The sequence below is a fragment of the Lysinibacillus sp. HST-98 genome, assembly GCF_016757845.1.
Lineage (GTDB): Bacteria > Bacillota > Bacilli > Bacillales_A > Planococcaceae > Lysinibacillus > Lysinibacillus capsici.
Genome location: NZ_JAENHX010000016.1, coordinates 1 through 22,971, shown reverse-complemented (window position 1 = coordinate 22,971; position 22,971 = coordinate 1). Strand labels below are relative to the sequence as shown.

At 38.5% G+C, this 22,971-nt stretch carries 21 protein-coding genes, 3 tRNA genes and 1 rRNA gene; 21 read left to right on the top strand and 4 right to left on the bottom strand.

What is annotated here, in order from left to right:
* Window positions 1-15 precede the first annotated feature (15 nt).
* Entirely contained in the window at window positions 16-420 is a 405-nt protein-coding gene (locus tag JIN86_RS22810) for an FtsB family cell division protein (RefSeq protein WP_004229155.1), read from the top strand.
* A gap of 134 nt (window positions 421-554) precedes the next feature.
* Window positions 555-983 (top strand): S1 domain-containing RNA-binding protein, encoded by a 429-nt coding sequence (locus tag JIN86_RS22805; protein ID WP_004229154.1) that lies wholly within the window; start codon window positions 555-557, stop codon window positions 981-983.
* An 86-nt stretch (window positions 984-1,069) separates the two neighbouring features.
* Here the strand turns inward: JIN86_RS22805 and JIN86_RS22800 are convergent, their stop codons facing one another.
* The 4 genes from JIN86_RS22800 to JIN86_RS22785 all read right to left on the bottom strand — a co-directional run bounded on the left by JIN86_RS22800 (window position 1,070) and on the right by JIN86_RS22785 (window position 1,737).
* On the bottom strand, window positions 1,070-1,321 hold the full coding sequence (locus tag JIN86_RS22800; protein WP_202342951.1) for a hypothetical protein: 252 nt from the start codon (window positions 1,319-1,321) through the stop codon (window positions 1,070-1,072).
* A 177-nt stretch (window positions 1,322-1,498) separates the two neighbouring features.
* Window positions 1,499-1,570, bottom strand: a tRNA-Glu gene (locus JIN86_RS22795).
* A 4-nt stretch (window positions 1,571-1,574) separates the two neighbouring features.
* Window positions 1,575-1,651, bottom strand: a tRNA-Met gene (locus tag JIN86_RS22790).
* Window positions 1,652-1,662: 11 nt separating this feature from the next.
* A tRNA-Gly gene (locus JIN86_RS22785) sits at window positions 1,663-1,737 on the bottom strand.
* Window positions 1,738-2,155: 418 nt separating this feature from the next.
* Between JIN86_RS22785 and JIN86_RS22780 the strand changes: the two genes are divergently transcribed.
* The 19 genes from JIN86_RS22780 to JIN86_RS22690 all read left to right on the top strand — a co-directional run.
* Window positions 2,156-4,549 (top strand): SpoIIE family protein phosphatase, encoded by a 2,394-nt coding sequence (locus JIN86_RS22780; protein WP_202342950.1) that lies wholly within the window; start codon window positions 2,156-2,158, stop codon window positions 4,547-4,549.
* A 29-nt stretch (window positions 4,550-4,578) separates the two neighbouring features.
* Window positions 4,579-5,985, top strand: a complete 1,407-nt coding sequence (tilS, locus tag JIN86_RS22775; RefSeq protein ID WP_004229147.1) for a tRNA lysidine(34) synthetase TilS — start codon at window positions 4,579-4,581, stop codon at window positions 5,983-5,985.
* Window positions 5,986-6,052: 67 nt separating this feature from the next.
* Window positions 6,053-6,595 carry a hypoxanthine phosphoribosyltransferase gene (gene hpt / locus JIN86_RS22770; protein WP_004229145.1) on the top strand — a complete coding sequence of 181 codons (543 nt, stop codon included), beginning with the start codon at window positions 6,053-6,055 and terminating at the stop codon, window positions 6,593-6,595.
* Window positions 6,596-6,877: 282 nt separating this feature from the next.
* Window positions 6,878-8,905 carry an ATP-dependent zinc metalloprotease FtsH gene (ftsH, locus tag JIN86_RS22765; RefSeq protein ID WP_202342949.1) on the top strand — a complete coding sequence of 676 codons (2,028 nt, stop codon included), beginning with the start codon at window positions 6,878-6,880 and terminating at the stop codon, window positions 8,903-8,905.
* Window positions 8,906-9,058: 153 nt separating this feature from the next.
* A complete protein-coding gene (locus tag JIN86_RS22760; protein WP_370568744.1) occupies window positions 9,059-9,892 on the top strand; it encodes an aldo/keto reductase in 834 nt (277 codons plus the stop codon).
* A gap of 235 nt (window positions 9,893-10,127) precedes the next feature.
* Window positions 10,128-10,895 carry a type III pantothenate kinase gene (locus JIN86_RS22755; protein ID WP_202342948.1) on the top strand — a complete coding sequence of 256 codons (768 nt, stop codon included), beginning with the start codon at window positions 10,128-10,130 and terminating at the stop codon, window positions 10,893-10,895.
* Window positions 10,896-10,916: 21 nt separating this feature from the next.
* Window positions 10,917-11,798: an Hsp33 family molecular chaperone HslO gene (gene hslO / locus JIN86_RS22750; protein ID WP_009373570.1), complete on the top strand. Its 882-nt coding sequence runs from the start codon at window positions 10,917-10,919 to the stop codon at window positions 11,796-11,798.
* A complete protein-coding gene (locus tag JIN86_RS22745) occupies window positions 11,782-12,753 on the top strand; it encodes a peptidyl-prolyl cis-trans isomerase (protein ID WP_004229134.1) in 972 nt (323 codons plus the stop codon). The genes hslO and JIN86_RS22745 overlap by 17 nt, the downstream gene beginning before the upstream one ends.
* Window positions 12,754-13,002: 249 nt before the next feature.
* Entirely contained in the window at window positions 13,003-13,932 is a 930-nt protein-coding gene (gene cysK / locus JIN86_RS22740; RefSeq protein WP_004229133.1) for a cysteine synthase A, read from the top strand.
* 125 nt (window positions 13,933-14,057) lie between these two features.
* Window positions 14,058-15,488 carry an aminodeoxychorismate synthase, component I gene (pabB, locus tag JIN86_RS22735; RefSeq protein ID WP_004229131.1) on the top strand — a complete coding sequence of 477 codons (1,431 nt, stop codon included), beginning with the start codon at window positions 14,058-14,060 and terminating at the stop codon, window positions 15,486-15,488.
* The gene (gene pabA / locus JIN86_RS22730; protein WP_202342947.1) at window positions 15,485-16,066 is read left to right on the top strand and encodes an aminodeoxychorismate/anthranilate synthase component II; all 582 of its coding nucleotides are present in this window, start codon (window positions 15,485-15,487) and stop codon (window positions 16,064-16,066) included. Before pabB ends, pabA begins: the two co-directional genes overlap by 4 nt.
* Window positions 16,067-16,906: an aminodeoxychorismate lyase gene (gene pabC / locus JIN86_RS22725; RefSeq protein WP_004229128.1), complete on the top strand. Its 840-nt coding sequence runs from the start codon at window positions 16,067-16,069 to the stop codon at window positions 16,904-16,906.
* A 13-nt stretch (window positions 16,907-16,919) separates the two neighbouring features.
* Window positions 16,920-17,774: a dihydropteroate synthase gene (gene folP, locus JIN86_RS22720; RefSeq protein WP_004229126.1), complete on the top strand. Its 855-nt coding sequence runs from the start codon at window positions 16,920-16,922 to the stop codon at window positions 17,772-17,774.
* Window positions 17,774-18,139 (top strand): dihydroneopterin aldolase, encoded by a 366-nt coding sequence (gene folB, locus JIN86_RS22715; protein WP_004229125.1) that lies wholly within the window; start codon window positions 17,774-17,776, stop codon window positions 18,137-18,139. Before folP ends, folB begins: the two co-directional genes overlap by 1 nt.
* Window positions 18,139-18,651 (top strand): 2-amino-4-hydroxy-6-hydroxymethyldihydropteridine diphosphokinase, encoded by a 513-nt coding sequence (folK, locus tag JIN86_RS22710; RefSeq protein WP_202342946.1) that lies wholly within the window; start codon window positions 18,139-18,141, stop codon window positions 18,649-18,651. The genes folB and folK overlap by 1 nt, the downstream gene beginning before the upstream one ends.
* Window positions 18,652-18,738: 87 nt before the next feature.
* Window positions 18,739-19,779, top strand: coding sequence for a tRNA dihydrouridine synthase DusB (gene dusB, locus JIN86_RS22705; protein ID WP_004229121.1), 1,041 nt, complete (start codon window positions 18,739-18,741; stop codon window positions 19,777-19,779).
* 179 nt (window positions 19,780-19,958) lie between these two features.
* Window positions 19,959-21,461, top strand: a complete 1,503-nt coding sequence (gene lysS / locus JIN86_RS22700; RefSeq protein ID WP_192807154.1) for a lysine--tRNA ligase — start codon at window positions 19,959-19,961, stop codon at window positions 21,459-21,461.
* Window positions 21,462-21,667: 206 nt separating this feature from the next.
* A complete protein-coding gene (locus JIN86_RS22695) occupies window positions 21,668-21,949 on the top strand; it encodes a hypothetical protein (RefSeq protein ID WP_004229116.1) in 282 nt (93 codons plus the stop codon).
* A 674-nt stretch (window positions 21,950-22,623) separates the two neighbouring features.
* Window positions 22,624-22,971 (top strand): 16S ribosomal RNA (locus JIN86_RS22690); the annotation flags it as partial.

Here is a 22,971-nt window from a genome sequence, read left to right as displayed (position 1 = left end):
ATCGGAGGTGCGGACATGACTAGACGTCATTCATCAAATGATGAATCCCAAAACTTCACTAAGCTTGATAATGACTATGTCCGTAGCACGGATAGAGCTATAAATCGCAAACAACAGGCTCGAAAACGTAAGATGCGTCGTATTGTCTTTTTTGCGATTGTACCAGTCATTATTATTGCTCTTCTCTTAAATGTGCTGTCACATCAGAATGAAACATTAGCAGCAAAAGAGAAATCCAAGGAAGAAGCGAATCGGCATCTCACTGAATTGAAAGAAGAACAAGATACATTAAATCTTAAAATCAAACAATTGCAGGATGATGAATATATCGCAAAGCTATTAAGAAAAGAGTACTACTTATCGGAAAAAGGTGAGATTATTTTCATCATTCCAGATAAGGAAGATAAAAAAGACGACTGAAAAGCTATGTATTGTTGACACTCTTTTATTGTTATATATAATGAAAAGAGAAGCTTATTGCAGTAAAAAGTTTGATTAAATTGATTACATGGCTCAAAAGAGTCGCTTAATTTTTAAGGAGGAGCATTTTTTTTATGTCAATTGAAGTAGGCAGCAAGGTACAAGGTAAAGTAACAGGAATCACAAATTTTGGAGCATTCGTTGAGCTGCCAGATGGCAAAACAGGCTTAGTTCACATTAGTGAAGTTGCTGACAATTATGTAAAAGATATCAATGAGCATCTAAAAGTTGGAGATGAAGTTGAAGTAAAAGTGATGAATGTTGAAGCGGACGGAAAGATTGGTCTTTCAATCCGTAAAGCAAAGCCTCAAGCTGAAAGACCAGAGCGTCCAGCACGTCCACGTCGTGATAATCGTTCTAATGATCGCAACGAACGCCACCAGCCAAAAGAAAATTTTGAGCAAAAAATGGCACGCTTCTTAAAAGATAGTGATGAACGTCTAGCAACACTTAAACGTGCTACAGAATCAAAACGCGGAGGTCGCGGAGCTAGAAGAGGGTAGTTTGCTGACTGTTTTAATCGTAGAAAAAGTGTATGAAATAGAGTTGGGAGTAGCTTTTTAAAAAGCTACTCCCTTTTTTAATATACCTATAAAGTAGAAGAAGGTCTCTTTTTCTTTTTTGTGGGTGTTATCGTTTTTTCATCGGTAAGACTAATGGATTCTTTCTTCACTGGATGGATAACCATTTTGACAAGTAAAGCAACACCATATACACTCACAGCTAGTCCACCAAGCAATAAGATTATTTGAACAAAAAACGGTAAGTTTATTAGAATTGAAATAAGAATAATCATTGAGCCACTTCCACAAATTAAAGCAGCTTTTGTTAATGCACTCAAGGGAATTAAACCTCCTAAAAACGCTGTTTTTACTAGTATGCCATACTTTTATATTCTGTCACATAGCTTTACTTGAGCTAGCGGATAGAATTTGCAAAGAAATAAGTAGATGGTATAAATAGATTGTAAATTAAAAATAGGTATCTCAGAATCTAGTTCTGAGATACCTATTTGAGATGACCCGTACGGGATTCGAACCCGTGTTACCGCCGTGAAAGGGCGGTGTCTTAACCACTTGACCAACGGGCCTATATGGTGGCGGCCGAGGGGATCGAACCCCCGACCTTACGGGTATGAACCGTACGCTCTAGCCAGCTGAGCTAGGCCGCCAAATTTAGAAATGGAGCGGAAGACGAGGTTCGAACTCGCGACCCCCACCTTGGCAAGGTGGTGTTCTACCACTGAACTACTTCCGCATGTCGTTTAAGCAACAAGTTAAATAATACAAGCCAATTGTGCTAGTGTCAAGTAGGTTTGAAAAAATATTTAAAGATATTTCAGGACATTTAACTATAGAAGAATATTTTAGCGGATTTTTTGTTCTTACGTAGAAATATATCCTAGAGAAGAGCTGAATCAAACCATTAATAGTACGTAAAATCCCTTCAAAATAGGCTTTAAGATGAATAGTAATTGATTATTATATAGATTCAATAAGTGAATTTTCCGATATTTATATTGATCAAAAGCCTTTAGCTATAGAAATTGTTGCCAATTCTCGTATTTATGAATAGCTATTAGTCGAAATATTTATATTTTTTTCTGTCAACGTCAGACAATCTTTCCACACATAATTTTTTATAATAACCAAAAGTGCGGAAAGGGGATAGTTAAATGACAAGTATTGAATGGTATAATACAACGAATGTAGATGACCAAAAAATAGGTTTGAAAAAGAAGCAGATCCTAATAGGCTCTCTCTTTTTTTTAACCGCCTTTTTCTTGGCTCAATCTGTTGTATTTGAAGCGGCTGTACCGTTCTCAGTTCCTTTTTGGGCCATTATTCGAACAAAATATAGGGAGTATGCCAAATTCGTATTATTTGGGAGTTTAGCGGGTTGCTTTTTCTTGGGCTTTGGACAAGTCTTAATTCTCGCTTTACAAATTATCCTGTATGAATGTATTATGCGTTTTCGTTACTGGCAACTGCCCCAAAGTATTGCGGTGTCTTTAGCTGTATTACTGGTACAAATAATGTGGCAAGGGGTGATGTATCAGGGTTTACCACCCGTGCTTGTACAATTTTATGTGGGCTGTGAAGCAGCTTTAGCTCTTATTATGACATTGTTTATGCAAGTATTATTTGTTAATTCGTATGAATGGTTTACGACGCATTGGACATATGAAAAGCTGGGTTCGGGATTAGTCGTCTTTGCAGCCATGCTTACTGGAATGCAAACGGTTGTAATTAGCTATTTTTCTCTCCCTATTTTTTTACTGCAGCTCTTTATCTGTTTTGGCGCATTGGTTGGAAGTGTTCCGTTAGCAACTGTCATTGGAGCAGTGCTAGGGACGCTTATTGGTGTGGCCAAGCTTTCGTTTACCGGTATGCTATCGGTGGCTACCTTAACTGGATTGTGTGCAGGTATGGGAGCGAAAGGTGGTAGATTTGGTGTTGCTATCGGTAGTATTTTACCTAGTGTGTTTTTTTTATTTTATGACGCCACATTGCCCTTGGATAGTGTTTATTTCACCTCAATTGCCATTGGGAGTATTTTATTTCTAACCATTCCCAAGAAATATTCAGATAGAGTAAGGGACAAGCTCTTTCCACAACGAGAGGAAGTTTTACTAGCCCGACAGAATTGGTTAACGGAACATGTAACGTATAAATTAGAGCACTTTCAGCATTTTGTGCAATTCATGAAGGAACTTGTGTTTGATCGCTTTATGACAGCACCAGTTGAAGCGGCGAAGGAAGTAGCACCAATGAATACTTGTTTAAGTTGTTTCCGTTATGATCATTGCTGGGGTGCGCAAAATAATGGTATGGACAAGCTGATGACAGATTGGTTTCATATGAAAGGAGTAGGCAAGGAATCAGCTATTCATCGTGTTGAAGAACAAATACGCTATAAATGTGTGAAGTCCACGAAAATCTTTGAGGAATTAGATACAGAACTTTATAGAGAACGAATCAACGGGCAGTATTTCCATGGTAAAAAAATGATTGCCCTTCAACTGCGCGATATGAGCAATCATTTAAATCAGTTAATTGCTGAGATGAAGGAAGATACAATTTCTTTTGTAAGTGTTGAGAAGGACATTGTTGAACGCTTAAAGAAAGCCAATATTGAATGTTTTCAACTTGATGTCCTAAGCAATAAGCCTGGGGCAAGAAAGATTGTTTGTGCCTTAGCACCAGCACGTGTCAACTGGGAGAAAGATACGACATTAGCTGAACGTATGATTTTGCCGATTCTTTATGAAATTTTTGATGAACCTTTTGAAATTGAAAAAGTAGTAGCCTGTGAAATACCATTTCGTCATGTTCAAATTTGCTTTAGATCAGCTATTAGCTTTGAAGTAGAGTATGATATATATAGCATGTCTAAAGATGCAACACTATATTCGGGTGATTCTCACGCCCTTTTCCAATTGCATCCAGGATTATTTGCGATATTGCTGTCTGATGGTATGGGGCAAAGTAAAGAAGCACAACATGAAAGTAGAAAATTGATTCATTTAATGCGAGAGTGTCTAAATTACAATATGAATCCAGAAACTGCGATGCATACGCTCCATTATGTCATGGCATTAAAGCAGCAAGATGATATGTATGCAACGCTTGATTTTGCACTTGTCGATTTACAGCACGGAGATTTGTGGTCGTGGAAGGCGGGTGGAATGTCAACCTACATTTTGCGTGGAAAAGAGGTACTGAAAGTTGAAAGTAATGCAGCACCTGTAGGATTCTTATCTATATCAGCAGTAGAAGCTGAAAAAAGAAAACTGAAGGCAGGTGATGTTATTTTAATGCATTCAGATGGACTGTTCTCAAGTGTAGCTGATTGGGATGAACAAGAGGAAACATTTTTAGCTTTCGCACAGCAGGTAGCAAGTACAAATAAAACGATTCAAGAAAAACTAACAACCATTATGCAATCATTCCAAGGTTATTTTGAAATAGAAGATGATTGTACAGTATTAATGTTAGAGGTGACACATGTTGTACCGACATGGGCTGTCTTTAGACCAGCTCAGTATTCAATGAGTAAATCATCTTAAACTAACAACGAAAAGGGGAGGAGAAGCGTTTGTCATTTGAATTAAAGGTCAAAGCATTTATAGAAGAAGAGCAATTATTACAGCAAGGCGACCATCTTCTCATCGCCGTTTCGGGTGGGGTAGATTCTATGGCTTTACTTCATTACTTTATTCAAACACAGGAGCAGTGGAACATTCAGGTAGAAGCCGTACATGTTGATCATATGTTGAGAGGAGAAGCCTCTTCTGAGGATAGGGCTTTTGTTCAAAAATATTGTGACGCTAATAGTGTTTACTTACATGCCAAGGAAATTCCTATACCTACAATATTGGCACAGGAGAACGGTAATACACAGCTAATTTGTCGTAGGGAAAGGTATCAATTTTTCAAAGAAGTTCTGCAAAAAACAAATGCTAATAAGCTTGTAACTGCACATCATGCGGATGACCAACTGGAATCAGTATTAATGGCCCTTACAAAAAATGCAACAATGAATAGCATGCAGGGCATACGTCCTCAAAGAATTTTTGGAGGAAAATCATTAATTCGTCCGTTTTTAACGGTTACAAAGTCTGAAATAGGGGAATATTTACTTAGAAAAGGTTTAGATTATCGAGAAGATGCTAGCAATTCTAAAGATACCTATGTACGTAATCGTTTTAGACATCATGTAGTGCCTTTACTGCAGGCAGAGAATCCGCGAGTGACTGAACAGGTGACCCATTTCACAAAGCAATTGCAAGAAGATGATACCTTTTTAATGACATTGGCCCAAGATGTATTTTCCCAAATCATCATAAGAAATAATGAAAATACATATCGCATGGAAATTGAGGCATTTCAATTGGTACCACTTGCTTTACAAAGGAGGCTCATTTTAATACTATTAAACTATCTTTACAAAGATTCAAATACGATACAAAGTTATGCCTTATTGACTTCAATTTTAAAGCTTTGTGATACAACAGCAGGGTATGCTGAAATTCACTTACCTGAAGATTTTCTAGCAGTTCGCCGTTATGGAAATTTAACGATTCAGAAAAAGAAGCCGTTAGAAGGCCTAGCTTCTCCTGAGAAACAGGTTATTTCAACTGCTAATGGCTGGACAACACTGACAAATGGTGAGCGCTTACGCGTAGTCAATTTGCATGATTTATCGTCTGAATTGCTGACGGATACTGCACAACTTTTTTATTTTAACGCTAGCAAACTCCACCTACCGCTCTATGTTCGGGCACGCAGGGATGGAGATAGAATGCTGTTAAAAGGAATGGATCAGCCAAAACGCTTATCTCGCCTTTTTATAGATGAAAAGATTCCTTTAAATGAGCGAAATAGCTGGCCGTTACTGATTTCTCAATCTGATGAGGTGGTAGCGGTAATTGGTGTGCGTATGGGAATATTTTTTTCAACCACTCCGCAACCAAACGATGATACAGTGCTCATCGTAGACTAAGGTCTTTGTAAAATATTTCACCGAAATAGGGTGAAGATTTTTTGATACATCACGAGGAGGAATCGATATGTTACAAAACGACATCGAAAAAATTATGATTACAGAAGAACAATTGCAAGAAAGAATTGCAGACTTAGGCGCGCAATTAACAGAGGAATACAAAGATGCATTTCCATTAGCTGTTGGCGTACTGAAAGGGGCAATGCCATTTATGACAGACCTCATGAAACGATTCGATTCTTTCATCGAACTTGATTTTATGGATGTGTCTAGCTACGGTAATGCTACCGTGTCATCTGGTGAAGTGAAGATTTTAAAGGATTTGAATACAAGCGTTGAGGGACGTGACGTATTAATTATCGAGGACATTATTGATAGTGGTTTAACTTTAAGCTATCTAGTAGATTTATTTAAATATCGCAAAGCAAAGTCCATTAAAATTGTTACATTACTTGATAAACCATCAGGTCGGAAAGTGAATTTGTCTGCTGACTATGTTGGTTTCGAAGTGCCAGATGGTTTTGTTGTAGGATATGGCTTAGATTACGCTGAAAAATATCGTAACTTACCTTATATTGGTATTTTAAAGCCTGAGGTATATTCTTTCTAAGATACAAAAGACCAGCTATAAAAAGAAAAGGTCTCCAGCGCAGGTCACGTATTTTTAGTTATGTTGAACATAATTCAAAATCTTGACACAATGTTTAGCTATATCGAGCCCGAGGAACAGGTACAATTACGCTGGGACATATAAAGATGGCCTAAAAACTGTTGTGATAACGGCAATAGGTGAACGAAACATTTTTTAAGTAGGGCTTTTCGTTGTATGATGAAATCATGATATGTTAAGATTTTACTTATAATTTTTCTGTTTGTAATGAGGAGGCTGGAGATGAATCGAATATTTCGATATACCATATTCTATCTACTGATTTTCCTAGTGATAATCGGTATTTTTGGTACTTTCAATGGTGGAAAATCCCCAACGAAAGAATTAACTTATCATGAGTTTCAAGAAGCTCTAGATAAGAAAGAAATAACAAGTGCTACAATTCAACCTGATAAATCAGTTTATGTCGTTGAAGGAACACTGAAGGGGTATGAAAAAGGGGAAAGCTTTACTACAAACATCCCTCGTGAAAACCAATCTTTAATGGACCGCATCGATGAGGCTGCTAAGGATAAAAATAGTAATATTAGTTTTTTAGCAGCACCAGAAACAAGTGGATGGATTCAATTCTTTACAGGAATTATTCCTTTCATTATCATCATTTTCTTATTCTTCTTCCTAATGAGTCAATCTCAAGGTGGCGGTAATAAAGTGATGAGCTTTGGTAAAAGTAAAGCTAAACTTTATGATGATCAGAAGAAAAAAGTACGTTTTACAGATGTAGCAGGTGCTGATGAAGAGAAAGCAGAGCTTGTTGAGGTGGTAGAATTCTTAAAAGACCATCGCAAGTTCACTGAAATTGGTGCCCGTATTCCAAAGGGTATCTTACTTGTAGGTCCTCCAGGTACAGGTAAAACATTACTTGCACGAGCAGTAGCAGGTGAAGCAGGTGTTCCATTCTTCTCTATCTCAGGTTCTGACTTCGTAGAAATGTTTGTCGGTGTTGGGGCTTCACGTGTTCGAGATCTATTTGAAAATGCTAAGAAAAATGCTCCATGTATCATCTTTATCGATGAGATTGATGCAGTAGGTCGTCAACGTGGTGCTGGTCTTGGTGGAGGTCATGATGAACGTGAACAAACATTAAACCAGTTATTAGTTGAAATGGATGGTTTCGGTGCCAATGAAGGAATTATTATCATTGCCGCAACAAACCGCCCTGATATTTTAGATAAAGCATTATTACGTCCAGGTCGTTTTGACCGTCAAATTACAGTAGGGCATCCTGATGTAAAAGGACGTGAGGCAATTCTTAAAGTACATGCACGTAATAAGCCTTTAGCAGATACAGTTGATTTAGCAGCTGTTGCTCAACGTACGCCAGGTTTCTCAGGTGCGGATTTAGAAAATCTACTTAACGAAGCGGCGCTTGTAGCTGCTCGAAAAAGTAAGCGCACTATAAATATGGCAGATATTGATGAAGCATCAGACCGAGTAATTGCTGGTCCTGCAAAAGCCAGTCGCGTATATTCTGCGAAAGAGAAGAAACTGGTATCCTTCCATGAAGCTGGCCACGTAGTCGTTGGTCTTGAGCTAGATGAGGCTGATACAGTACACAAAGTAACAATTGTTCCTCGGGGGCAAGCGGGTGGATATGCGATTATGTTACCGAAGGAAGAGCGCTTCTTTACGACAAAGCAAGAGCTTTTAGATCGTATTGCAGGTCTTCTTGGTGGTCGTGTAGCTGAAGAGATTGTTCTTGGTGAAGTTTCTACGGGAGCACATAACGATTTCCAAAAGGTTACAAGCATTGCCCGTGCTATGGTTACTGAATATGGAATGAGTGAGAATCTTGGAGCTATGCAATTTGGTTCAAGTCAAGGTGGTAATGTATTCCTTGGCCGCGACTTTAATTCTGACCAAAACTATTCTGATTCAATAGCCTATGAAATTGATAAAGAAATGCAAAAAATTATTGATACACAATATGAGCGAACTAAGCGTATCCTTACGGAAAAACGTCACTTGCTTGATTTAATTGCCAATACACTAATGGAAAAAGAAACATTAAATGCACAAGAAATTGAGCATTTACGTGATCATGGTGTGTTACCAGAACCTGAGGCTACAGAAAAAATTGAGGAGAACACTCCAAAGATTGAAGCAAAGCCTACATTAGATACTATTGGCGAACCAGTTGTTGAAAAAGAGCTACTAAGTAAAGAGTCAAATCCAACAACTTTGGATTTAGCAAAAGAACGTAAAGAACCGAATGATGCGCCTAAGGGTATCGATGAAAAACGTGATTAAAAATAGGGAAGACTGTTTACTAGTTCAGTAAGCAGTCTTTTTCTTTGCCTTTTCTTACTAATAAGCATTAGGATAGAGTAGTAAAAAAGACAAGCTGCATACAACTCTGCCATTTAGAGAGATGTTAGCCAAAGCAGATAGGAGTGTATACGCGTGGGAAAAGTTGTATTGAATAATGGTCTTAAAATGCCATTGGTTGGTTATGGTGTCTTTCGAGTACCCGAAGGAGATGACCTAGCTGAAGCAGTCAAAACAGCTATAGTAAAAGGTTATCGTAGTATTGATACAGCACAAGTATATCGCAACGAAGAAAGTGTTGGACGAGGAATACGAGCAGCCATTGAAGAAGGCTTAGTAACTCGTGAAGAATTATTTATAACATCGAAAGTTTGGAACGATGGACTTTCCTATGAAGAAACACTTGCGGCTTATGACAGCAGTCTAGAAAAAATAGGATTAGACTATTTGGATTTATATTTAGTACATTGGCCTGGAATAGACCAAAATTTTATTGAGGTTTATAAAGCACTAGAAAAGATTTACCAGGATGGTCGAGTACGATCGATTGGTGTTAGTAATTTCCACGTATACCATTTAGAAAGCCTTTTGAAGGAAACGACTGTCGTCCCTGTTATTAATCAAATTGAATTCCATCCGCACTTAATACAGGAGGAAGTACGTGCCTACTGTAAGGATAAGGGCATACAGGTGGAGGCATGGTCTCCGTTGATGAATGGTTCTCTACTGGAAGAGGCATTGATTCGAGAACTAGCATCAAAATATGGAAAAACGCCTGCACAAATTGTACTTCGCTATGATGTGCAACATGATGTTGTTACGATTCCAAAAACGATGACACCAGCACGTATGGTTGAAAACCTGGCCGTTTTTGATTTTACGTTAACTGAGCAGGAAATGGCACAGTTAGATGCAATGAACGACGGACTACGTTGTGGCCCAGATCCAGAAAAATTTAATTTCAAATGATTGTAAGAGAGGCTACCATACTTGGGGAGCCTCTTTTTAAAGAGGGATGATAACATACAATTGTTTTTAAAAAAAATATAGGTGTTTATCTTCACTTGTAGTACAAACAACATCTGCTGAATCAAGAGAAAAAGTATGGTATCATTTTCTAAAGTGTTTTATCCTCATTCCAGCTAGAGAGAATGTTGTAATATGAGGATTGCAAAAGTTACAATGACGATGGGAGGTGTCATTCTTGATTTTAGTTTTAGATGCAGGGAATTCAAATATTGTATTAGGTGTCTATGATGACAACGATCAATTAGCCTTCCATTGGCGTATGGTGACGGATCTTCATAAAACAGAAGATGAATACGCCATGCAAGTTCTTTCATTTTTTAATCATGCAGGCATTTCATTTGAACAAATAACAGGCATTATTATATCCTCAGTTGTGCCACCAATTATGTTTTCACTAGAGGCGATGTGCCAAAAGTATTTTCGAAAAAAGCCTTTGGTAGTAGGACCAGGTGTGAAAACAGGTTTAAATATTAAATACGAAAATCCACGTGAGGTTGGGTCTGATCGAATAGTGAATGCCATAGCAGCTCTAGATTTATATAAGGCCCCTTGTATCATAGTTGATTTTGGGACAGCAACAACCTATTGTTACTTGAACGAAAAGGGTGATTACATGGGTGGAGCTATTGCGCCAGGCATCACTATTTCTACAGAGGCTCTTTATACACAAGCTGCAAGATTGCCACGTATTGAAATCGTTCGACCTACACATATCGTGGGGAAAACGACCGTTTCTGCCATGCAGGCGGGAATTTTTTATGGCTTTGTCGGGCAAGTTGAGGGCATTGTTAATCGTATAAAAGCACAAAGTAAAGAGGAGCCATTAGTTATTGCTACAGGTGGATTAGCAAATCTAATCGCAGGGGAGACACAAATTATAGAAGTTGTAGATCCATTTTTAACGTTAAAGGGTTTATATAAGCTCTATAAACGTAACCAATAGGAAATGAGGGACATTCCATTTATGAGTGATTATTTAGTAAGAGGTTTAGGATTTAATGGACAAGTTCGTGTGTTTGCAGCACGCACAACAGCCACAGTAGGAGAAGTGCAACGCCGTCACGATACATGGCCAGTTGTATCGGCAGCTTTAGGTCGATCAATGACAGCGGCTGTTATGATGGGAGCCATGCTAAAAGGTGAAGAGAAAATCACTATTAAAATTGAGGGCAACGGTCCAATTGGCCCAATGGTAATTGATAGTAATGCACATGGAGAAGTGCGTGGATTTGTGACAAACCCTCATGTTCACTTTGATTTAAACGAGCAAGGTAAGCTAGATGTTCGAGCAGGTGTTGGAACAGAAGGTGCTCTTACAATTGTTAAAGACCTTGGTTTAAGAGATATGTTTTCAGGACAAACACCAATTGTTTCAGGCGAAATTGCTGAAGATTTTACTTATTATTTTGCTACATCTGAGCAAGTACCATCATCTGTAGGTTTAGGCGTATTAGTTAATCCAGACAACACTATACTTGCAGCCGGCGGATTTATACTTCAATTAATGCCAGGCTGTGAGGAAGAAACGATAACTGAAATTGAGCAACATCTTGCTACAATAGAGCCTGTTTCAAAAATGATTGAAAAAGGCTTTACACCAGAGCAAATTTTAGAAGCTGTATTAGGAAATGGACATCTACAAATTTTAGATTCCATGCCAGTTGAATTTAAATGTCAATGTTCAAAAGAGCGGTTTGGTGCGGCAATTTTAGGTCTAGGAACAGCAGAAATTAGAGAAATGATTGATGAGGACGGCGGTGCAGAGGCACAATGTCACTTCTGCTTAGAGACATATAGCTTTTCTAAAGATGAGCTAGAAGGGTTTATCGATGAGCTCAACGCGTAATCGTCGACCTTCAACCAATGTAACACCAAACCAAACTCCTTTATTGCAACGTCGTTTAAAGACAAAGCCTGCTTTAGCTGTCATAGCCGTTTTGTTATTAGGAAATGTATTATGGTTCATTAGTTGGTTGATCCCGAACAAAGGTCAGGAAATTGGTAGCGACGAACAAGTCGCTGCCATTGACGGGGATGTTATCACACGCCAAGAGTGGATGATTGCTATGGAAGAACGATATGGTAAAGAAACACTCCAAAATTTAGTAAATGAAACGGTAATGGAAAAAGCCGCAAAAACATATAAAATTAAAGTTACTGATAAAGAAATTGATCTTGAATTAGCGTTAATGCGATCTGCTCAAGATAAGTTTGATACAGCCATGCAAAATCTTTCGGCAGAGCAACTACGCCAAAAGATTCGATCACAGCTTATATTGGATAAGGTACTCACGAAAGACGTAGTGATAGAGGAAGAAAACGTTGAAAAGTATTATGAAGAAAATCAAGGCTTATATAATACAAAAACAAGCTATCGTACGAATTTTATTGAGGTCGATTCAAAAAAAGCTGCTGATGAGGCACTGGGTGAATTGAAAAATGGCTCTGACTTTACAGTGCTGGCACGAGAAATTTCTGTTGATAGTGCTTCAGCGAGTTTAGGAGGGGATATTGGTTTCCTTACAGAAAATCAGGAAAATGTAGACCCTGCAATTATTAATACTGTAAAATCACTAAAGGCAAATGAGGTAAGTAAAGCCTTTAAGTTAGATAATGGTCATTATGGCATTGTTCAAGTACAAGAGGTATTAGAAGGACAATCCTTTACATATGACGATGTGAAAGAACATATTGAGCGAGAATTAGCTTTAGAGCAATTACCGCAATCTGTTACGCCAGAAGCATTTTGGTCTGAATTTGATGCTACTTGGTATTATGGAGAGACTAAAAAAGAAAAATAATACATGAAAAGAGTCTGCAGGTTTTGCGGGGTACAATGAGTCTGATCAAACTTACAGGCATTCGTAGTGAATTACCCAATAAATGCAGGTTCTTTTTCTTTAGCAGAGGATAAGGTTTTTCCTTTTCAAAGCAATGATAAATATTCTGAAAATATGAGTTTTATTTATTGACAATCGAATGGAAAAATTGATAAAATACAAAATAAGTAAAACCTATAAAAATAGTAGGGATTGGGAGTGGATTAGTAAATGAGTAGATTAGCAAACTCGGTAGCTGAATTAGTTGGTAAAACACCAATTGTAAAATTAAACCATGCAACAAGTGAAAATGAAGGTACTGTGTATGTAAAATTAGAATATTTTAATCCGGGAAGCTCGGTGAAAGACCGTCTAGCTTTAGCCATGATCGAAGCTGCCGAAAAAGACGGAACATTAAAACCTGGTGGTACAATTATTGAGCCGACATCTGGTAATACAGGTATTGGTCTTGCAATGATTGCCGCTGCCAAAGGTTATAAAGCCATTTTAGTTATGCCAGAAACAATGAGCTTAGAGCGTCGTAATTTATTGCGTGCTTATGGTGCAGAGCTTGTATTAACGCCTGGTCCAGCAGGTATGAAAGGTGCAATTGCTAAAGCGGAAGAACTATCAGAAGAACATGGCTACTTCCTACCACAACAATTTACAAATCCTGCGAACGCGGTAATTCACCGTTTAACAACAGGCCCAGAAATTGTAGAAGCATTTGATGGCTTAACACTTGATGCTTTTGTAGCTGGAGTTGGCACTGGAGGTACAATTACTGGTGCTGGTGCGGTCTTAAAAGAAAAGTATCCAAACATTGAAATCATTGCAGTTGAACCAAAGGATTCACCAGTTCTTTCTGGTGGTCAACCAGGACCACATAAAATTCAAGGAATTGGTGCTGGATTTGTACCAGCAGTTTTAGATACGGAAGTCTATTCTTCAGTATTCCCTGTTGAAAATGAGGTGGCTTTTGAAGTAGCACGTAAAGTAGCACGTGAAGAAGGAATCCTATGTGGTATTTCATCTGGTGCTGCAATCTATGCTGCAATTGAAGCGGCAAAACGTTTAGGTAAGGGTTCGAATGTCCTTGCTATTGTGCCTTCTAATGGTGAGCGTTATCTATCAACACCTTTATATCAATTTGAAGACTAATTCAATTTTTTATGTAAGGGCTCCTTTATAAAGGGGCCTTTTTTAGTGCAAAAACTTGGACACTATGAAAATTATAAAAATATTCGCTTCTGTGTAATAATCAAGTTAAGATGGAATCACAGCATATGTTTAAAGGGGAAAATAACTTGAAAACAATACTTACAAAAACATTAACGATGGATGCAGATTCATTTTTTTATAGCTATAAAAGGCAGACAGAGACGCAGCAAGCGCATGTGTTTTTAGAAAGTGGACGTGGTGGACATTTTTCAATAGCTGCGTGGAATCCATTAGCTACCGCACGATCAGTAGATGGTGGGCTTTTGGTCAATTGGAGAAATGGCAGACAGGAAGTTTTACAAGGGGAGTCCCTCGACTTACTGGAAGAGCTTGTGGCGGAATATCAGGTTTCTTATAATGGAGAGCTACCTGTTTTTCAGGGAGGGGCTATTGGATTTGTGTCGTATGATTATGCTCGTAAAATTGAGGAGCTTCCTAATACGGCAACAGATGATTTACAAGTGCCAGATATCTATTATTATATCTTTGATTGCTGGGCCGTACATGATGTGAAAACGAATACAGTGACACTTATGAAGTTAGAAGAGAATGAGGTTAACTTGGAAGAATGGGCTAACATCTGGCAGGTTGCAGCACAGGCTGGATTAGACGCGCGAAAATTTGAGAAAACAACCGCTATAGAAGTTAAGAATGATGAAAATGAGTTGCTTGTTTCATTTGCAGGCGACGATTTCGAGGCAGCGGTTAAAAAAATCCAAACGTATATCGCGCAAGGTGATGTCTTTCAGGTGAATTTATCTGTTCGTCAGTCTAAGAAACTCAATGCAACTGCACTAGATGTCTATGAGGCACTACGAGCGTTTAATCCGTCACCATATATGGCTTATATTGAAGCACCTGATTTCTCTGTTGTTTCTGGATCGCCAGAGTTACTAGTCAAGCGTCAAGGCAATGAGTTGTCGACGAGACCAATCGCTGGCACTCGACCAAGAGGAAAGTCCGAAGAGGAAGATTTAGCATTGGCTCAAGAATTAATTGATAATGATAAAGAACGTGCTGAGCATGTGATGTTAGTGGATTTAGAGCGCAATGATTTAGGACGCGTATCTACCTATGGAACAGTGAAAGTGGATGAGTTTATGGTTATTGAGCGCTATTCGCATGTTATGCATATCGTTTCGAATGTGCGTGGAGAAATAGCAGAAGGGAAAACGAATGCAGACGTTATTCGTGCGATGTTCCCAGGTGGCACAATTACAGGAGCACCAAAAATCCGCACTATGGAAATTATTGAAGAATTGGAGCCTGTACGACGTGGTTTATATACAGGCTCAATTGGCTGGCTAGGCTTTACAGGTGATATGGAGTTTAATATTGTAATCCGTACAGCGTTTGTAAAAGATGGGGTTGCGCATATTCAAGCTGGAGCAGGCATTGTCATTGACTCTGTTCCGGAAAGAGAGTATCAGGAATCTTTAAATAAAGCGAAGGCAATGTGGCAGGCAAAGGCAATGGCAGAGGAGCGAGTAAAATGATTTTAATGATCGATAACTACGATTCATTTATTTATAACATCGTCCAATATTTGGGCGAATTTGGTCATGACATAGTAGTAAAACGTAATGATGTTATTACAGTAGAAGAAATAGAACAACTTGCGCCAGATATGATTGTTATTTCTCCAGGGCCATGTAGTCCAAATGAGGCAGGGGAAAGCCTGAACATTATTAAATATTTCGCGGGAAATATTCCGATTTTAGGGGTTTGTCTTGGACATCAGGCACTTGCACAAGTGTTTGGTGGTCATGTCATACAAGCGGAACGTTTAATGCATGGGAAGACATCACCCGTGCTGCATGCTGAAGTAGGTTTGCATAAAGGCATGCCAAATCCATTCCAAGCAACTCGCTATCATTCTCTTATTGTCGATAAGGAGACATTACCAGCGTGTCTAGAAGTAACAGCTTGGACAGAAGAAGGAGAAATTATGGGTTTACGTCATAAGGAATATCCTATTGAGGGTGTGCAATATCATCCGGAATCCATTATGACCGAGCAAGGGAAACAACTACTTCGCCAATTTATAGAAATGTATGTAGAAGGAGTGAAATAGATGCAGTGCTGGATGAACGGAAACTATATGGCGGCCCAGGATCTGAGAATTTCGCCATTTGATCATGGATTTTTATATGGATTAGGATTTTTTGAAACGTTCCGAACATATGGTGGTCAGGTATTTTACTGGGAAGCACATATGGAAAGATTACAGCGTGCTTTATCACAATATCACATTCATTTAAACTATCCTGAAAGTGTATTACTTGAGGCTGTGCAACAACTAAATCAACTTGCTGGCGGTCAGGATGGTTACTTCCGTTTAAATGTATCTGCGGGTGAACATAATATTGGATTACAGCCAACAGAATATAGACAACCTAATATCATCATTTTTCGCAAGGAACTTCAAGACACACCGCGTGGTACTGAAAAGTTTGCACAATGGCTTACCATACCACGCAATACACCTGAACAAGCCTTTCGTGTTAAATCGCACCATTACGGCAATAACGTGCTTGGTCGCTTTGAAATGCCATCACTTGCCCAACAAGAAGGTTTCTTTTTAACAGAATCAGGCTATGTAGCTGAAGGTGTGACATCAAATATATTTTGGATAAAAAGTGATATACTATATACGCCTTCTTTGGAGACAGGTATTTTACCAGGAATTATTCGTGCATGGGTTATAGAAAAGGCTAGTGCGCTAAACCTTGACGTACAGGAAGGCTTTTATACAAAAGAGGATTTACTACAAAGTACGGAATGCTTCATTACCAATTCAGTACAAGAACTTGTGCCTATTAGTAGCTTGGAGAACCAGCGATTTTTAGGCAATAAAGGACCTATTTATTCCATTTTGCATAGCGCATTTGTTCAAGAAGTGGAACGAGGATAGAAGGAGCGTTTACATGCTAGAAAAATATACGAAACCATTAACGATTAATGGTATTACATTAGACTATAGACAAGAAACATTTGTTATGGGGATTCTAAATGTTACACCGGACTCCTTCTCTGATGGAGGAAAGTATAACAATGTGGAGGCTGCAGTTACTCAAGCAAAAAAAATGGTGGCTGAAGGAGCAAAAATTATCGATGTAGGTGGAGAATCTACACGTCCTGGGTACGAACGAATTTCAGATGAAGATGAAATTGCACGCATCGTGCCTGTTATTCGAGCGTTAGCACAAGAAGTAAAGGTCATTATTTCAGTTGATACGTATAAAGCAAGTGTGGCGCGTGCCGCAATTGAAGCCGGCGCACATATCATCAATGATATTTGGGGAGCAAAGGCAGAACCAGAAATTGCTCAGGTTGCTGCAGACTTACATGTTCCAATCATTTTAATGCATAACCGTGAAAATATGGATTATGGTGTTGATTTTTGGACGACTGCAAAGGCAGATTTAGAAAAAAGTATTGCCATTGCACAGCAAGCGGGAGTTCCCGATCATCATATCATCTTAGATCCAGGTATCGGCTTTGCTAAAAATACAGCACAAAATATAGCTATGATGCAACACTTATCGGATTTAGTGGCTATGGGCTATCCCGTATTATTAGCAACATCACGTAAATCAATGATTGGTAATGTCTTGAACTTACCTGTTGAGGAGCGTCTTGAAGGGACAAGCGCCACAGTGGTTTATGGAATTGAAAAGGGTTGTCATATGATAAGAGTTCATGATGTAAAGGAAATGGCGCGGGCAACGTATATGACGGATGTATTAGTGGGTAAACGTTTGTTTAAGGAGGAAGCGTGATGGATTATATTCATTTAAAGGACATGCAGTTTTATGGTTATCATGGTGTATTAGCAGCTGAAACCACTCTAGGCCAACGCTTTCGAGCAAATGTTTCGCTTGCAGTAGACATGACAAAAGCCGGTGAAACGGATGATCTTTCTTATACCGTAAATTATGCAGAGGTATATGCGTTATGTCGGGATATTGTAGAGGGTGAACCATTTAAGCTTATTGAGGCTCTTGTTGTGAAAATAGCAAATGTGATTTTAGCAACCTATCCTGATAAAGTAAAAGGAGTTCGTGTAGAGCTTATTAAACCAGACCCACCTATTCATGGTTATTATAAAGAAGTCTCTGTTGAGGTTACGAGGGGGGATTTCTAATGAAGGATGTCTATTTATCTATCGGAACAAATATGGGGGAGAGATATGAGAATCTTCAGCACGCAGTAGACCTTTTAAAGGACAAGAAGGAACTAGAGTTGATTCGTGTTTCATCTGTTTTTGAGACAGCTGCTGTAGGTTATACGGATCAGGCAGATTTTTTAAATATAGCTGTTCATCTAAAAACAGCTATATCTTCTGTTGAGATGTTGAATATTTGCCAAGAAATCGAACGGGAATTAGGGCGTGTAAGAGAATTCCGCTGGGGACCAAGAGTTATTGATCTTGACATTTTACTTTACAATCAAGAGAATATTGAAACGGAGAATTTAATTGTTCCTCATCCAAGAATGTACGAGCGAGCGTTCGTCCTAGTACCACTTGTAGAGATTACACCATCACCATTCGATGAACAGCTACAACAAGCGCATGATCTGCTACAGCAAATGGATTGTGAAAAGGAAGGCGTAATCTTCTGGAACCACTTTAATGAGCCGTCAGCGGTGAATTAAGTATTTGTATAGGAATGAATTATCAGCGTATAGCATTAACGATAGATAGAGAAAATAGGTAAAGCCTATAGAGGAGGAAGAAAAACGTTGGGTCAGTCAACAGAGAAGCCATTTCAAATTGGCGATATTGTCATGGACAACCGAGTAGTATTAGCGCCAATGGCTGGGATTTGTAACTCTGCTTTCCGATTAACGGTTAAGGAGTTTGGGGCAGGTCTCGTATACGCTGAAATGATTAGTGATAAGGGCATTGTCCAAAAAAATGAAAAAACATTAGGTATGCTTTATATCGATGAACGTGAAAATCCTCTTTCACTGCAAATCTTTGGTGGAGATAAAGAAACCTTAGTGGAAGCAGCGAAATATGTGGATGAAAATACGACTGCTGATATTATTGATATCAACATGGGGTGTCCTGTTAATAAAATTATAAAATGTGAAGCTGGAGCACGTTTACTACTTGATCCTAATAAAGTATATGAGATGGTAGCGGCTGTTGTAGATGCAGTTAAAAAGCCTGTTAGTGTAAAAATGCGTATTGGTTGGGATGAAGAACATATCTTTGCAATTGAAAACGCTCAAGCTGTTGAGCGTGCAGGTGCAGCTGCAGTAGCAGTTCATGGTCGTACACGTGTACAAATGTATGAAGGTAAAGCGAACTGGGATTACATTCGTCAAGTGAAGGAAAATGTCAGCATTCCTGTGCTAGGTAATGGTGACGTGGAAACACCCCAAGATGCTAAACGTATGCTGGAAACTACAGGTGTAGATGCAGTAATGATTGGACGTGCTGCTTTAGGTAATCCATGGATGATCTATCGTACGGTGCAATACCTAGCAACTGGTGAATTAAAAGAAGAGCCAAGTGTACGAGAAAAAATGGACGTATGTTTACTACACTTTGAACGACTTCTTCAATTAAAGGGAGAAGGAATTGCAGTACGTGAAATGCGTAAGCATGCATCATGGTATTTAAAAGGAATCCGAGGCAATGGTAAGGCCCGCAATGCTATTAACCAAACAGAAACGGCGGCAGAACTTCGAGTACTATTAAATAGTCTTGTACAGGAGTATGAAGAAAGCGAATCTAAATTAATTGTTCCAGAAGTCAAAGAATTAATTATATAGTTTTTATTATGGGCGCCTCTATGATTTAATAGAGGCGCCTTTTCAGCAACACCTTTAATTTTTAGAATTATTAATTATTTTGTATTGGATTGAAAATAAATTGAAACAGATGATTACAGCACTAAAATTGTGTACAATAGAAATATTATGGACGTAAACGCGGACAATTTACTTAAGGAGTGAAACAAGTGTCAAATATAGAAGAATTAAATGATCAACTATTGGTGAGACGCCAAAAGATGACAACTATACTAGAAAATGGACAAGATCCATTTGGAAGCCGTTTTGAGCGTACACATTTATCAACAGAAGTACGTGAACAATTTGCAGATCAAACAAAAGAACAGCTTGAGGAAAACCTTCAAGAGGTAATTATTGCGGGCCGTATTATGACGAAACGTGGTAAAGGAAAAGCTGGCTTTGCACATATTCAAGATTTAAATGGTCAAATTCAAATTTATGTTCGTCAAGATCATGTAGGCGAAGAAGCGTATGAATTATTTAAACAAGCTGATTTAGGAGATATCGTAGGTGTGCGTGGTAACGTGTTCCGTACACAAGTGGGGGAACTTTCTGTAAAGGCTGAGGAATTCACATTCCTTACAAAAGCGCTACGTCCTATGCCAGAGAAATTCCACGGCTTACAGGATGTTGAGCAACGTTATCGCCAACGTTATCTAGATTTAATGACAAACGAAGATAGCAAAAAGACATTTATCACGCGTTCGAAAATTATTCGTGCAATCCGAAATTACTTAGATAATGCTGGATACTTAGAAGTAGAAACACCAATGCTTCACACAATTGCTGGTGGCGCAGCTGCGCGTCCATTTATTACGCATCACAATGCCCTTGATATGGAATTATATATGCGAATTGCCATCGAATTGCATTTAAAACGTTTAATAGTTGGTGGTTTAGAGAAAGTTTACGAGATCGGACGTGTGTTCCGTAATGAAGGAATTTCTACACGCCACAACCCTGAATTTACAATGATTGAACTGTATGAAGCATTTGCTGATTATCAAGATATCATGTCTCTAACTGAAAACCTTATTGCACATGTAGCCCAAGAAGTTCTTGGTACAACATCCGTTCAATATGGTGAAGATGAAATCAACCTTGCTGTAGGCTGGAAACGAGTTCATATGGTTGACGCTGTAAAAGAGGCAACAGGTGTAGACTTCTGGCAGCCGATGACAAAAGAACAAGCACAAGCACTTGCTAAAGAGCATGGAGTTGAAGTGAAGGATGTTCACGAAGTAGGTCATATTATCAATGAATTCTTCGAACAGAAAGTAGAAGAGACGCTTGTACAGCCTACATTTGTATATGGTCACCCGGTAGAAATCTCACCTCTTGCGAAGAAAAATCCAGAGGACGAGCGTTTTACAGATCGCTTTGAGTTATTTATCGTTCGTCGTGAGCACGCCAATGCTTTCACTGAGTTAAATGACCCTATCGACCAACGCCAACGCTTTGAAGCACAAATGGCAGAAAAAGAAGCAGGTAATGATGAGGCACATGAAATGGACAATGATTTCATTGAAGCATTAGAATACGGTATGCCTCCAACAGGTGGTTTAGGTATTGGTATTGACCGTTTAATTATGCTACTAACAAATTCACCATCAATTCGTGATGTATTATTGTTCCCAACAATGCGTCATATTACAAAATAAATTGCTGCGTAGGCTCTTTATAGAGCTATTAAAGAGCAGTCAATGGATTAAGAGGAGAATTCACATGATAGTGAGTTCTCTTCTTTTTGTTCAATGAAAAAAATTAAGTTGTTTAAACGTGGTTTATATTTAGGTTATACTTTTATAGTTCTATGTTTTTCAAATACAATAAGTATAAAAAAGAAGTATTTTATTGGGGGCTTATAATGAATTACAAAATTATTAACAAACAAGTATTTGAACAGGCACAATTACGTTCTGTTTCTGATGTTCCGTTTACAGAGGAAGAGCTCGAGCATGGTATGAAATTAGTCGTTGCTAAAAAAGACGAGACTCTTACTTTATATTTAGTAGAAATAGATGGCCATAAGAAATTTGATGTTCGTTGGGACGATTCTTCTGAAATCTTTAGTGGCTGGTATTCTGCATGGGATAACTTCTTGTGGTGTTTAAATATAGTTGACCCTCAAGGTAATGAAATAAAATAGGGACATATTAGAAATAAGCAGGCGCTAAAGTACTTCTACTTTAGCGCCTGCTTATTTTCATTTATTGCATTTTTATAAAACCTTCTAAGACCTAAACAACATATTTAAATTTGTAGTTTTTTTATGAGCTATATTTAACTTGAAAAGTAAGTAGTATTGTAATTTAAGATATTGAGATTTAATAGAAAGAGATGTATAGTAAAACAAATAATAAATAAGGAAAGATACTATGATTCGCGATTCTCGTAAATGCGCAAAATAGCTTATTAAAGCAAGTTTATTAAATAAAATTAGATTTTGTTTAAAAAACACTTGCGAAGTGCTTTCCAACGTGATAAATTATTACTTGTCGTTAAGACAATGCAATCAACGACATCGAACTTCAAAAACAATTTGAAAAAAGATGTTGACACAAACGATTGATTATAATATAATTTAAAAGTTGTCTCCGATGATTTGAAAAATATTTTCGAAAAAGTGTTGACAACGAAAAAGAAGAAGTGTTATAATTTAAAAGTTGCTGTCGAGAGATGGTTACTAAATGAACCTTGAAAACTGAACAAGCAAAACGTAATCAATGAAGTTTTAAGTAACTAGCTTCGGTTAGTGAACGAAACGCAATTTTGGACATCAAACATGATGCCAGCAAAACAATTTGAGCTAATCAAATTTCTTTTATGGAGAGTTTGATCCTGGCTCAGGACGAACGCTGGCGGCGTGCCTAATACATGCAAGTCGAGCGAACAGAAAAGGAGCTTGCTCCTTTGACGTTAGCGGCGGACGGGTGAGTAACACGTGGGCAACCTACCCTATAGTTTGGGATAACTCCGGGAAACCGGGGCTAATACCGAATAATCTCTTTTGCTTCATGGCAAGAGACTGAAAGACGGTTTCGGCTGTCGCTATAGGATGGGCCCGCGGCGCATTAGCTAGTTGGTGAGGTAACGGCTCACCAAGGCGACGATGCGTAGCCGACCTGAGAGGGTGATCGGCCACACTGGGACTGAGACACGGCCCAGACT